This window comes from Streptomyces sp. SCA2-17, from assembly GCF_044336695.1.
Genome location: NZ_CP117521.1, coordinates 5,573,189 through 5,587,331 on the forward strand (window position 1 = coordinate 5,573,189; position 14,143 = coordinate 5,587,331).

Below are 14,143 nucleotides of genomic sequence, written 5' to 3' on the forward strand. Positions count from 1 at the left end.
TCGGTGGGTTGCGCTGACGGTGGATCAGCCTTCGACTACCTCCACCACCCCCGTGTCTCCGTCGACCATCACCATGTCCCCGGTGTTGATCCGCTGCGTCGCGTACTTGGTGTTCACGACCGACGGCACGTGGAACTCGCGGGAGACGATCGAGCTGTGCGACAGCATCGAGCCGACGTCGGTGACGACGCCGCCCGCGATGGCGAACAGCGGCGTCCACGAGGCGTCGGTGTAGCGGGTCACGAGGATCTCGCCGGCCTCGAACTCGTCGGCCTGCCAGACCAGGTCCTCCACGATGCGGGCGCGGCCGACGACGCGCCCCGGGCTCGCGCCCAGGCCGCTGAGCCGGGCGCCGCCCGGGGCGGGGCGCACGGCCTGGGTGATGTCGTGCTCGCCGATGAAGGTGAGCGGCGGCTCGGGGAGCCGCTTGCGGTACTCGTGCAGGCGCCGGGCCCCGTCGATCCGCTCGCGGGGGAACGCCTCCAGCTCTCCGGCTCCCCCCGCCAGATACGCCCGCACGTCCTCGAAGTCCAGGTGCGCCACCTCGTCGAGCGAGTGCAGGACACCCGCCTCCACCAGCCGCCGGCCCACCTCGTACACCACGTTCCGCACCAGCCAGATCGAGGTGATCATCGACATGCGGGTGGTCTCGCGCAGCTCGCTGCACAGCGCGTACAGCGAGATGACCGTCTCGATGACCTTGCGCTGCGGCAGCGAGAGCTTCTTGAGGATCTCGCGCGAGTCGTCGTGGTAGCCGCTGCTGCGCTTGAGGATGTCGTCGGCGGAGAAGCCGTCGGAGGCGTACCGCCGGATCATCTGGAAGATGTACGAGGGGTCGTCGATCCACCGCGGGTGGGTGAGCTCCATCTCCTGGTGGCCGCGGGTGCCGTTGGCGCGCAGGAACGGCTCCATGTGGCGCTGCCAGAACGCGGCGCCCTCGTCGTCCGCGCGCAGCGCCGCCGCGACGGTCTCCAGCGGCTCCTCGTTGATGATCTTCAGGACGCGGGGCCGGTCCTTGGCGGCCTGGGCGACGGCCCAGATCTCCTTCGCGGACTCCACGGTCCGCAGGCTGGACATGTCGGTCTTGATGCGGTTCTGAAGGTTCTCCCCCTCCGCGCCGAGCCACATCCGGCACAGCTCGGTGAGGATCCCGTAGAACCCGAAGGCGTTGATGTAGTACGGCATGTAGCCGACGTGCATGTCGTGGAACCAGCCGAGGTTGCGGGTGAGTTCGGCGTGCAGCTCGCGGCGGCTCATGCGCGTGAGGTCCAGCCGCCGGGCGCGGTCGAACTCGTAGAGCCGCGACGTCACCATCGCGCCCGACCGGGACTTCATCCGAAGGGCCTCGGCGGCGGTGTGGCGCAGCCAGTGCGCCGTCGACAGCACGTCCTCCATGCCGCCGGGGAACGTCCCGAACGGGTTCTCGTAGTCGGCGAGCGCGCCCCCCTCGACGTCCTCGCCGACGAACCGCTTGGTGAAGTGGCGCTGGTCGCGCGTCGGCAGGGCCTGGCCCAGCAGGTAGGCGCTGTAGGAGATGTTGAGGTAGATGTGGCCCTGGTAGTAGCCCATGTGCAGGTCGGCGTCGCCGGTGTCGCGGACGCCGAGGGCGGCGGCGCAGTCCAGGTGGACGTTCTCCTGGTAGTAGCGCGCGAAGCTCAGGCCGAGCGGCGTCATCAGCCCGACGAAGATCTCCCCGATGTCCATGCGCGACCACAGGGTGCCCTGCTGGACGGCGTCCGGCTGCTGCGTCACGTACGGGCTGAGCGCCCCGCCGCGCGCCGCCGCGTCGTCGGGGAGCGGCCGCGTGGTGATCGGCCGGGTCTGGAAGAGGTGGAACACCCCGTCCCGCAGGCCCCATTCGACGTCCTGCTCGCTGCCGTAGTGCTCGCGCACCCGCAGGCCGAGCCGCGCCAGCTCGGCGAGCTGGGCGTGGTCCAGGCAGGGCACGGCGCGCTCGGCGGCGTCGACCTTCGTCATCCCGATCTTCCCGGGGGCCAGCGGCGCCCACTTGGCCACCTTGTAGCGCACGCGCTCCTCGGCGACCTCCAGGCTGCGGTCGTCGACGACGAACAGGTCGCTGGAGACCCGCCCGGACACCAGGCCCTCGCCGAGCCCCCGGCAGGCCTCGACGACCACGCGGTGCGGGCGGGCGCTGACCGGGTCGACGGTGAACAGCACGCCGCTGACGTCGCAGTGGACCATCTCCTGCACGACGACGGCCATCGCCTCGGCCGCGTCGCCGTCCCGGTAGGCGGTGGCCCGCGCGGACCACAGCGACGCCCAGCACTGCCGCACGGCGTCGAGCAGCGCCGCGTCGCCCGCCACGTCCAGGACCGTGTCGTGCTGGCCGGCGAACGAGCGCGCCGCCGAGTCCTCCTTGAGCGCCGAGGAGCGCACGGCCACCCGCGGCCGGCCGAGCCGCTCGTACGCGGCGAGGACCTCGTCGGCGAGCGGCGCGGGCATGCGGGTCGCGAGGATCAGCTCGCGGACCGCGCCGCCCTCGGCGCCCTCGATCTTCCCGGCCAGGCCCGTGTCGGCGAGGTAGCGCGTGAAGAGGCCGGTGGTGAGGCAGAACGCGGGCGGCACGGGCAGCCCCGCCGCGATCATGTCGGCGAGCCGGGCCGCTTTGCCGCCGAGGACGGCCGGGTCGGCGGATGCGGGGCCGCCGAGGACGACGACGTCGCCGGACTGCGGCGCGAGGGTCACGGGGTCAGTGGAACGCGTTGCCATGTCGGGCTCTCCTGGGCGCTCGGGCCGTCGCGGGGTGCGTGGAGCGGGACTGCGTGGAGCGGGTGGTGCGGTACGTGAGACGGGGGCTGGTCGCCTACCTGCTCGTGGCCGTGAAGGCCCGGAACTGCTCGCCCGGGACGAGCCGGGCCGCCTCCACGTCCGTGAACCCGGCGCGCTCCAGCTGCGCGACGAGCTCGTCCTCGCGCGGCAGCGGGCCGCCGAAGTCGGCGTACGTGAACCAGAGGCTGAGGACGTCCAGGCCGATGTTGCCGCCCTGGCACGCGGTGGTGAGCAGGATCCTGCCGCCCGGCGCCAGCACCGAGCGGGCCTTCTCCAGCGCCGCCACGCGCTCGTCCTCGGCGAAGTAGTAGATGTTGTTGTGCATGGTCACCAGGTCGAACTGCGGCTGCAGCGCGAGGGTGCGCAGGTCGCCCCGGCGTGTCTCGACGCGGTCGGCGAGGCCCCACTCGGCCATGTTCTTGGTCGCGGCCTCGGCGACCTCCTCCTGCATGTCGATCGCCAGGGCCGACAGGCGCGGGTTGAGCCGCGCCGCGTGCCGGACGTGGACGCCGCTGCCGCAGCCGACCTCCAGCAGCCGCACGGGGTTCTCGCGGTCGAGGGTGCGGTCGATGGCGGCCTCGACCATCGGCTCGATCACGCGCGTGGAGCGGGCGATGACGAGGCCGTCCTGATCGCCCAGCGAGAAGCGCTCGCCCGTCGCCGCCATCCGCGGGCCGCCCAGCAGCACGGGCACGTGGAAGCGCAGCACCTCCTCCAGTGCGGCCGCCAGGGCGTCGTTGCCGGCGCGCGCGAGCGTGCGGGCGGCGATGCTCTTCAGCCGGTAGCAGCCCTCGCGCCGGTCCAGCTCGCCGAGGCGCACGCCCAGCTCCAGCCAGGCCCGGAGCCGCTGCTTGTCCTGCGCGGCCCCCAGTTTGTCGGCCAGCGACTCCAGGTCGCAGGGGCGCACGGCGAGCCAGCCGAGGACGCCGGAGCCCGCGGCCGAGGCGAGGAAGGCCGCACGGTAGACCGGCGTGACGAAGCCCTTCGACACCGCGAGCAGCAGCGGCATCCGCCAGTTGGCGACGATCCGCGCCGCGGACAGGGCGTCGCCCAGCGGCTCCCCTACGCGGTCCCTGACGCTCTTGACCAGGCTCAGTACGTCCATGACGGTTCCTTTTGTCCGGGATGGGAAGAGGTGCCCGCGGCCCGCGCGAGCCGGGCGAGCTCACCGCGCAGCTCCCGCAGCAGCCGCTGCCGCGCGGGCCCGTCGCCGGTGAGGAAGAAGTGGTCGCCCTGCACGTGGTGGCGCAGGAACGAGCTCGCCGTGTACGCGCGCCAGGCCTCCACCTCGGCGGCGTCCGCGACCGGGTCGTCGCTCGCGGAGAACGCCGTCATCGGGCAGTCCAGCGGGCGGCGCGGCCGCCACCGGTAGCCGTTGCAGACCTCCAGGTCGGCCCGGAGGACCGGCAGCCGCCGGTCCAGGTAGGCGCTGTTGAGCAGGGCCCGGTCGCCGTCGCCGAGCGCGCCGATGCCGGCGGCGAAGTCGCGCAGCTCCGCGTCCGGCAGCAGGTGCTCGGCGCGGTCCCCGTACAAGTGCGGCGCCCTGCTGCCGGAGACGAACAGGTGCCGCGGCCCGGGCTCGCCGCGCTCGCGCAGCGCGCACGCGACCTCGTAGGCCAGCAGGGCGCCCATGCTGTGCCCGAAGAACGCGTAGTCGCGGGTGAGCCCCCGGCGCACGAGCTCGCCGGCGACATCGGCGACGAGCGCCCCCGCGGACGTGTACGGCTCCTCGCGCATCCGCAGGCCGCGCCCCGGCAGTTGCAGGGCGGACACGTCGGCGACGGCGCCGCCGAGGTGTTCGCGCCAGTCGCGGTAGACGGAGGCCGTGCCGCCCGCGTACGGGAAGCAGATCAGCCGGGTGCCGGGCGTGTCCGCCGCGGGCGGCGGCGCGCCGAAGCGCGGGAACCACAGGGCGTCCCGGGGCGGGGCGGCGAGCAGCGGCTCAGCGGGCGACATGCTTGCGTCCCTCCGCCGAGTCCAGCCACGCGATCGTCCGCCGCATGCCCTCCTCGAAGCCCACCGGGCTCTTGAAGCCGAACTCCTCCTGCGCGCGCCCGATCCCGTACGACTGGTCGCGGTCGAAGAGGTGCACGGCGTGCCGGGTGAGGACCGGGCGGGCCTTGACGCCGAGGAGGCCGTAGAGCTTCTCCGAGACCGTCGCGACGGCGGTGGCCACGGGCGTCGGCAGGCTCAGCTTCGGCGGCGGCGCGCCCAGCCCGCGGGCCAGGGCCTCGATGTACTCGCGCCACGTGGTGAGTCCGGGGTCGCGCAGGTTGTACGCGCGCCCCGCCGTGGACTCGGAGGCGCACGCGTCGATCATGGCGTCGGCGGCGTTGTCCACGTACAGCAGGCCGGCCGGGACGCGGCCCTGGCGGATGTAGACCATCTGCTTGCGCAGCAGCAGGTCCGCGATCTCGATGACGAAGTCCTTGCTGCCCGGCCCGTAGACGGACACCGGGCGGACCACCGTCACCGGCACCCCGGTCCGCTCGGCGGCCTCGCGCACGGCCCGCTCGCCGAGCAGCTTGCTGCGGTTGTAGGGCAGGCCGGTGTCGCGCGGCTCGGTGCTCTCGTCGCAGGGCCGCACGGGATAGCCGTAGACGTCGGTGGTGCTCACGTGCAGGACGCGCCGGACGGTGCCCGCGTGGGCGGCGGCCTCCACGACGTTGGCCGCGCCGGCGACGTTGATGCGCCGGAAGTCCTCCCAGGCGCCCCAGTCCGCCGACTTCCCGGCGCAGTGGAACACCTGCCGGACGCCGGCCGCGGCCCGCTGGAGGCTGCCGAGGTCGTCCAGGTCACCGACGGCCGTCTCGGCCTCGGAGCCGGCGAAGCCCGAGCGGTCGCTGCCCTCGCGGACGAGCACGCGCACCCGGTGCCCGCGCTCGGCGAGGCGGCGGACGAGGTGCCCGCCGATGAAGCCGCTGGCCCCGGTGACCAGGACGTCCGGCTGCGGGCCGGAGCCGGGGGCGGGGGAGCCGGACGTGTCCTTGTTCAGCGTCGACATGGGATCACACCAGAAGGTCGAGGGAGGTTTCGAGGTCGGTCTCGCTGTGGTCGACATTGATGAAGAAGCGCAGGCGGCACTTGTCGCGCTCGACCGCCGGATAGCCGATGGGCATGACGTTGACGCCCTGTTCCAGCAGGGAGTTCGACAGCGCCATCGTCTTCTCCCAGTCGCCGGTGATGACCGGGATCACGGCGGACGCCCGGGACACCCCGATGTCCAGGCCGCGCTCCCGGGCCCCGGCCCGGAAGAAGTCCGACAGCTCGCGCAGCCGGGCCACGCGCTGCGGCTCCTCGCGCACGACCCGGATCGCCTCCAGGGCCGCCGCCGCGTTCGCGGGCGAGATGCCGGTGCTGAAGATGTGCAGGGGAGCGGTGAAGCGGAGGTACTCGACGATGGGCTCGCGGGCCGCGATGTAGCCGCCGAGGCTGCCGATCGCCTTGCTGAGCGTTCCCATCCACAGGTCCACGTCGGCCCGGTCCACGGGGAAGTGCTCGCCGATGCCGCGCCCGGTCGCCCCGAGCACGCCCACCGAGTGCGCCTCGTCGATCATCAGCATGGCGCCGTGCCGCTGTTTGACCTCGATGAACCGCGGCAGGTCGGGGATGTCGCCGTCCTGGCTGTACGCGCCCTCGATCACCACCAGCGCCCGCCGGTGCCGGCCGCGCAGCGCGGTGAGGATCCGGTCCAGGGCCTGCCAGTCGTTGTGCGGGAACGGCCGCCGCCGCGCGCCCGACAGGACGCAGCCGCGCACGGTGGAGTCGTGGCTCCACTCGTCGTGGACGATCAGGTCCTCCGGCCCGAAGAGGTGCCCCACCGTGGCCACGTTGGTGGCGTGGCCGCCCGCGAAGACGATCGCCGCCTCCGTGCCGAGGAACGAGGCGATCTCCGCGTCCAGCTCGTGGTGCAGGGGCGTCTCGCCGAACAGCAGCGGGGTCGCCGACGCCGACGTGCCGTACTGGTCGATGGCCTCCTTGGCGGCCTGCCGCACCTGCGGATGGCCGGAGAGCGCCAGGTAGTTGAAGGCGGCGAAGTTGACGACCTTGCGGCCGCCGATCGTCGCCTCGGCGGAGTTGAAGCCCTCGTGGGAGCGGCCGTACGGGTTCGAGCCGCCCGACCGGGCCTGCCGCAGCCGCCCCTGGAGCTCGGCGTACTCGGCCCACTCCTCGAACGCGTACTCCTGCTTCACCGCCGGCCGCGCGGGCTGCGGCACCTGGGGCGGAACGGCCGGCGCGGCAAGCGATTGCGGTACGGGTCCGCCGCCGTCGGCCAGCCGGTCCACCAGGTCCCGTACCGTCGGGTCCTCGGGAAGGTCATGTTGCAATGCGTCCATCCGATCGGGGAATTGAGCGGCGATGCTGCGCTGCAGATCGGTCCGCATCAGCGAGTCGAAGCCCAGGTCCACGCCGAGGCGGGCGTACGGCGGGATCTGCTCGGCCGGGAAGCCGCAGATCCGCGCGATGTGGCCGAGGACGCTGCCCTCGACGCCCGGACCGGCGGGGGCCGCGGAGGCGTACGGCTCCTGTGAGGCGGGAACCGGCAGGGCGGGGCCCGTCACTGCCGTACGCCCGGCCTCTTCGTGCCGCGGCGCCGTGAACCAGTACGACTCCCGCTCGAAGACCGCGTGCGGCACCGGGACGCGCCGCGGCCGGTCCTCGCCGTCGAGCGCCCCCCAGTCCACGGCGCCGCCCGCACAGTGCAGCCGGCCCAGGGATTGCAGGAGCGACTCCCACGCGTCGCCGCCGCGCCGCAGCGACGGCAGCCACAGCGACGCCGGGCCGTCCGCCGCGCCGGGCTCGGCCGCCGTCATGGAGCGGCCCAGGTTGAGAAGCGTCGGGTGCGGGCCGATCTCCACGAACGCGTCGCAGCCGAGCCGGCGCAGCGTGGCGAAGCCGTCGGCGAAGCGCACCGTGCCGAGCAGGTGAGCACGCCAGTAGTCGCCGTCCGGGCGGCCGGTGAGCTCTCCCGTGGCGTCGGAGACCCAGGGCACGGCCGGCTCCGCGAACGCGATCCGCCCGGCGGCCTCCCGCAGCGGGTCCGCGGCGCCCGCCATCAGCGGCGAGTGGAACGCGTGCGAGACGACCAGCGGCCGTACGGTCAGGCCGCGCCCGCGCAGGGCCTCGCCCGCAGCGGAGATCTCCTCGGCCGCGCCCGACAGGACCGTGTGGTCACTGGTGTTGACCGCCGCGACCGCGACCGAGGCGAAGCCCCCGGCCACCTCGCGGACCGCGCCCGGGTCGCCGATGCACGCGATCATCGCGCCGTCGCCCGGCTGCCCGGCCATGAGCCGGCCGCGCTCCGCGGCCAGCACCAGCGCGTCCTCCAGGGACAGCGCCCCGGCGGCGGCCGCCGCGGCGAGGGCGCCCGCGCTGTGCCCCAGCACGGCCGCCGGGCGCACGCCCAGCGACGTCCACACCTCGGCCAGCGCGGCCTCCAGGGCGACCAGGGCCGCCTGGCAGTACCGCGTGTCGCGCAGCTGCGCGGCGCCCTCCTCGTCGAAGAGGAGGCGGGTCAGCGGGGTGCCCAGCAGCGGGTCCAGCACGGCCGCGGCGCGGTCGAGGGTGCGCGTGAACGCCTCGTGCGTGCCGTACAGCTCCCGCGCCATGCCCGTGTACTGGGTGCCCTGCCCACCGAAGAGGAACGCCACCTTCGGCTCGGGCCGGCCCAGCACGTGACCCCGTACCGCCGCCGTCGACGCCCGCTCCCGGACCAGGTCGTCCAGCGCGGCGTCCAGGTCCGCGGCCGACGCGCCCGTGACGACGGCGCGGTGGGCGAGGTGCGCCCGCCCGGTGTTCGCCGAGTGGCACACCTCCCGCAGGTCCGCGTCCGGGCGGGCCGCGAGGTGCGTGCGGTACTGGCGGGCGAGCGCGGTCAGCGCGGTGGGCGTGTGCCCCGACAGGCACAGCGCGTGCCGCGGTCGGCGGACCGTGCTCGCCGGGGCGGGCGGCAGGTCCGGCGCCGCCTCCAGGACGACGTGCGCGTTGGCGCCGCCGAACCCGAACGAGCTCACCCCCGCCCGCGCCACGTCCGCTACGGGCAGCGGACGGCGGTCCGTGGCCACCTCCAGCCCCGCGCCCTCCCGGGCCAGGCCCCGGTTCGGCGTCGTCAGGTGCAGCGACGGCGGCACCTGACGGTGCTTGGCGACCAGCGCCGCCTTGATGAGCCCGGCGATCCCCGCGGCCGCCTCCAAGTGGCCGATGTTCGTCTTCACCGAGCCGACCACGCACGGCTCCTCCGCCGGCCGGCCCCGCCCGTAGACCGCCGCCAGCGCCTCCCACTCGATCGGGTCGCCGAGCGCCGTGCCCGTGCCGTGCGCCTCGACGTAGCCCACCGCGGAGGCCGTGAGCCCCGACCGCTCCAGGGCCCGCGCCATCACCGTCCGCTGGGCCGAGCCCTTCGGCGCCGTCAGGCCGTTGCTGCGCCCGCCGTGGCCCACGGCCGAGCCGCGGATCACCGCGTGGACGCGGTCGCCGTCGGCCAGCGCCGCCGACAGCGGCTTGAGGTACACCAGCCCGGCGCCCTCGCCGCGCACGTAGCCGTCGGCCGCGTCGTCGAACGTCCGGCAGCGCCCGTCCGCCGACAGCATGCCGCCCTGCGCGAACGCCACCGACAGGCCGGGCGTGATCAGGAGGTTCACCCCGCCGGCCAGAGCGGTGCGGCACTCGCCGGCGCGCAGGCTCTGGCAGGCCATGTGCACGGCGGCGAGCGACGACGAGCACGCCGTGTCCACGGCGAGGCTCGGCCCGGCCAGGTCGAAGTGGTACGAGAGCCGGTTCGCCGCCACGGACTGGGCGTTGCCGGTCGCCGAGTAGACGTCCACGGCCGACAGGTGCGGCATCTGGAGGTCGGCGTAGTCGTGGCTGCTGATGCCGACGAACACGCCCGTCTCGCTGCCGGCGAGGCGTGCCGGCGTGACGTGGGCGTCCTCGAACGTCTGCCACGCGACCTCCAGCAGCAGCCGCTGCTGCGGGTCCATGCGTTCCGCCTCGCGCGCCGAGATCCCGAAGAACCGGGCGTCGAAGGCGTCGACGCCGTCCAGGAAGCCGCCGTGCCGGGGCGCCTCCACGAGCTCGGGGTCCCAGCGGTCGCGCGGCACCTCGCCGACGGCGTCGCGGCCGTCCAGCAGGAGGCGCCAGTAGCTGTCCACGTCGGGCGCGCCCGGGAAGCGGCAGCCCATGCCGACGATCGCGATGGGCTCGCCGGCCGTGGGGGAGTATGCCTGCGCGGCGGGGGAGGCCGTGGGCTGCGGTCGCTCCTCCGCGCCGAGGCGGGCGGCCACGGCACGGATGGACGGATGCTCGAAGATCAGCCCGGTAGGCAGTTCGCGGCCCAGCCGGCCGCCGAGCTCGGCGGCGACGGCCACGGCCTGCCGGGAGTCCAGCCCGAGGGAGGTGAAGGGCAGATCCCGGTCGAGGGCGGACGCTTGAAGCCCGAGCCGCTCAGCGATCCGGGCGGCCAGCCAGGCCTCGATGCCGGCGGCGCGGAGCGGGGCGTCCTCGCCGGGCGACGCGTCCGCGGGAGCGCCGTCGGCGGGGAGGCCGGCGAGCGCACTTCGGCCAGCCCGGGCCGCGGGCGTACCCTCGCCGGGCGGGTCCGCGGGTGTGCCCGGGTCAGCCCGGTCTACGGGCGTGCTCTCGCCGGCACTGTCCGCGATCGTGCTCTCGTCTTCTGAGCCCGCGGCTTCCCGCTCGCCCGAGCCCTCCCCGGCCAGCAGCTCGACCAGCGTCTCCGCCCGCGGGCGCACCAGCAGATCGCCCACCGGGACCCGTACGCCGAACTCCCGTTCCAGAGCGGCCACCGCGTCCAGGAGGCCCGCATAGTCCAGGCCCAGTTCCGCGAAGCCGCGGTCCGCGACCTCGTCCGTGCCCAGCACGCGCGCGACCGCCTCCACCACCTGCTCACGGCCCGGGCGGGCCTTCGGCGCGGGGCCCGCGTCGTCGCGGACCACGCTCGCCGCCACCACCGTCAGCCCGAAGCTCGTGAGGGCCGCCCGGCACGCCTGGCGCTGGATCTTGCCGCTGGTGGTCTTGGGCACCGTCGACCGCTTGAGGAGGACGACGGTGTGCGGCGCGACCTGGTGCTCCTCGGCGATCGCCGTCCGCAGCGCGGCCAGCGCCGCCGCCGGGTCGCCGCTGCCGAACTCGTACGCCAGCGCGAGCTGTTCGCCCTGCTCCGTGGCGATGCCGAACGCGGCGCCGCAGCCCGCGCGGACGGCGTCCGTCGCCTTCTCGGCGGTCAGTTCGATGTCGTGCGGGTAGTGGTTGCGGCCCTGCACGATGACGACGTCCTTGGTGCGGCCCACCACGTACAGCTGGCCGTCCCGCAGGAAACCCAGGTCACCGGTGCGGAGGTACGGCGTGGGCCCGTCGTCGGCGATGCGCGCGCGGAACGACTCGTCCGTGGCCGCCGGCCGGTCCCAGTAGCCGCCGGCCACGTTCGGCCCGGCCACCCAGATTTCGCCCACGCGGCCGTCCTCCGCCCGGCGGCGGCTCCCGGCGTCGACCACGGCGACCTCGACGTCCGGCACGGGCGCGCCGCAGCCCACGACCCGGGCCACCCGCTCCGTGCCGTCCCCGGCGGGCCGTGCCTCGCCGTCCGCGAGGGCCGCGGCGTCGAAGGAGCCGAGGACGGGCGGTTCCCCGGCGCCGATGCCGGTGACCATCAGGGTGCCCTCGGCCAGGCCGTAGCAGGGCAGCAGCGCCCGCCGGTCGAAGCCGCAGGGGGCGAAGCGGTCGGCGAAGCGCTCCAGGGTCTCCGCCCGCACGGGCTCGGCGCCGTTGAGGGCGAGCCGCCAGTGCCGCAGGTCGAGCGCGTCGCGCTGCTCGTCGGTGATGCGGCGCAGGCACTGCTCGAAGCCGAAGTTGGGCGCGACGCTGGTCGACGCCCGGGTCCGCGACAGCGTGTCGAGCCACAGCAGCGGGCGCCGGACGAACGTCGCGGGCGCCATCAGGTGGGCGGGGAAGCCGCCGTAGAGCGGGGTGAGGATGCCGCCGATGAGCCCCATGTCGTGGTACGGCGGCAGCCAGGAGACCATCCCGGAGTCCTCGTCGTGCTCCAGGCGCAGGTGGATCGAGCGCAGGTTGCGGACGAGGTTGGTGTTGCTGACCATGACGCCCTTGGGGTCGGCGGTCGACCCGGAGGTGTACTGGAGGAAGGCGAGCGCGTCGCCGTCCGTGCCGGGGTCCTGCCAGGCGCCGGCGTCCCCGGGCGCGAGGTCGTCCGCGGTCAGCCACGTCAGCCCGGTCAGGCCGAGCGCCTCGATGCCGGCGGGCTCGGCGCGGGCCGCGTCGCGGACGTCGGCGGTGGTGTAGGCGTGCGTGGCCCCGGAGTCCCGCGCGATGGCCGCGAGCCGCGGCATGGTCTGGCCGAAGCGCGCGCTGTCCGGCGGGTAGGCGGGCACGGCGATCGCGCCGGCGTACAGGCAGCCGAAGAAGGCGGCGATGTAGTCCAGCCCCGGGGGGTGGAGCAGCAGCACGGGCCGCCCGTGCAGGTCCTCGCGCAGCAGCCGCCCCGCGACGGTGCGGGCGCGCAGGTCCAGTTCCCCGTAGCTCCACGACTCGCTCGCGTCGTCGGTACCGGGGAGAAAGCGGTAGGCGAGCGCGTCCGGCGTGCGGGCGGCGCGGCTCCGGAGCAGCGCGGCCACGGTCTCCGGTTCGCCGCCCGGCCGGAGCTTCCCGATCGGTCCTCGACTCAAGATGGTCTCCGTCATGTGCTGGCAGTGCCGGCGGGCTCTGCGGTGGGCTGCGCCGCCTCGTGGTCAAGGCGCCGGTAGTCGGTCTTGCCGTTGGCGTTGTGCGGGAGCCGGTCCAGGCAGGTCGCCGTGTGCGGCAGCATGTAGCGGGGCAGGAGGCGGGCGCAGTGCTGCTTGAGCCGCACCAGGCCGGGCCGGGCGGCGCCGGGGCGCAGCGTGTAGTAGAGGGAGATACGGCCGGAGGAGCCGGAGGCGCCCTCCTGCGGGTCCGCCTTCACCACGACCGCGGCCTCGGCGACGGCGGGGTGGGTGAGCACCGCGGCCTCGATCTCGCCGAGTTCGACGCGGTAGCCGCTGAGCTTGACCATGCGGTCCTTGCGGCCGCGGTAGACGAGCTGCCCGTCCTCGTAGCTGACGAGGTCGCCGGTGGGGTGGCGGCCCTGGCAGTGGAAGGCGGCTGCGGGCTCGTCGGGGCGCCGCCAGTAGCCCGGGGTCACGCAGTCGCCCTCGACGACGAGTTCGCCGATCGCGCCGGGGATGCGGACGGCCCGGCCGTCCACGACGACGCTGACGCGGGCGCCCGTGATCGGCGCCCCGATCGGCACCGGGGTGTCGCGCAGGAGGTCCTCGGGGCGCACCCGGTGATAGGTGCAGACGTTGGTCTCGGTCGGCCCGTACAGGTTGTACAGGGCGGTGCCGGCGGGCAGCCGGTCCGCGAGGGCGCGCAGCTGCGGGATCGGGAAGACCTCGCCGGCGAAGAGGACGTAGCGCAGGCTCCGGGTGACGGCCGGTGTGAGCAGGCCGGACGCGGTGAGGAGGTGCAGGACGGAGGGCACCGAGTACCAGACGGTGACCCCGTGCTCGTGCAGGCCCGCGGCCAGTGCGGTGACGTCGCGGGCGGCGGCGTCCGGCACGATCCACACCGCGGCGCCGACGGACAGCGCGACGAACAGGTCGAAGGTGCTGAGGTCGAAGTTGAACGACGCGTGGTTGGCGAAGACGTCGCCGGGTCCCACGTCGAGCTCGTTGCGGGCCCAGCCGACGAAGTTGGCCAGGTTCCGGTGGGAGATGCGGACGCCCTTGGGCACGCCGGTCGACCCCGAGGTGTAGAGGATCGCCGCCAGGTCGGAGGGCTGGAGCGCGGGCAGGATCGTCACCCGGCCGGCCCGGACCCGCCCGAAGTCCTCCCAGGAGTGGACCGGCACGCCGCAGACGTCCCCCACCGGCTCCTCAGACACTTCCGGTGCCTCGCCTGTCGTCACGATGGCCTCCAAGGAGGCCGGCGGCGTACGTCCCGCGAGCTGCTCCAGCCGCCGCCGGTCGGTGAACAGCACGACCGGCTCCGCGTCCTGGAGGATCGTCTCCACCCGGCCCGCCGGCTGCCCGCCGTCCAGGGGCACGTACGCGCAGCCCGCCTGCACCGCGGCCACGATCGCCTCGGCGTAGCGCGGCTGCTTGTCCGTCCAGATGGCGATCCGGTCGCCGGCCCGGACCCCGAGGTCGAGGAGGCGGCAGGTGAGTGCGTCGACGGCGGCGGTGAACTCGCCGTAGGTGAGGGGGTGTTCGCCGGTGAAGGCGGGCCGTGCGGCCTGCCCGGCGGGGAAGTCCCGCCGCAGCTGGATCACTCCGGCGCCCAGGGCGCCCATGGTGGTGTGCAT

The 14,143-nt window shown here is 74.5% G+C and carries 6 protein-coding genes; all 6 read right to left on the reverse strand.

What is annotated here, in order from left to right; translation table 11 throughout:
• Positions 1-24: 24 nt before the first annotated feature.
• Positions 25-2,730, reverse strand: a complete 2,706-nt coding sequence (gene redH, locus PS271_RS25110) for an undecylprodigiosin ligase RedH (protein ID WP_398384835.1) — start codon at positions 2,728-2,730, stop codon at positions 25-27.
• A gap of 94 nt (positions 2,731-2,824) precedes the next feature.
• Positions 2,825-3,895 carry an SAM-dependent methyltransferase gene (locus PS271_RS25115; RefSeq protein ID WP_398384837.1) on the reverse strand — a complete coding sequence of 357 codons (1,071 nt, stop codon included), beginning with the start codon at positions 3,893-3,895 and terminating at the stop codon, positions 2,825-2,827.
• Positions 3,883-4,746, reverse strand: coding sequence for a thioesterase II family protein (locus PS271_RS25120; RefSeq protein ID WP_398384839.1), 864 nt, complete (start codon positions 4,744-4,746; stop codon positions 3,883-3,885). The genes PS271_RS25115 and PS271_RS25120 overlap by 13 nt, the downstream gene beginning before the upstream one ends.
• Positions 4,733-5,794 (reverse strand): NAD-dependent epimerase/dehydratase family protein, encoded by a 1,062-nt coding sequence (locus PS271_RS25125; RefSeq protein WP_398384841.1) that lies wholly within the window; start codon positions 5,792-5,794, stop codon positions 4,733-4,735. Before PS271_RS25125 ends, PS271_RS25120 begins: the two co-directional genes overlap by 14 nt.
• Before the next feature lie 4 nt (positions 5,795-5,798).
• Entirely contained in the window at positions 5,799-12,488 is a 6,690-nt protein-coding gene (locus PS271_RS25130; protein ID WP_398384843.1) for an aminotransferase class I/II-fold pyridoxal phosphate-dependent enzyme, read from the reverse strand.
• Between the two features lie 11 nt (positions 12,489-12,499).
• Entirely contained in the window at positions 12,500-14,143 is a 1,644-nt protein-coding gene (locus PS271_RS25135) for a D-alanine--poly(phosphoribitol) ligase (RefSeq protein WP_398384845.1), read from the reverse strand.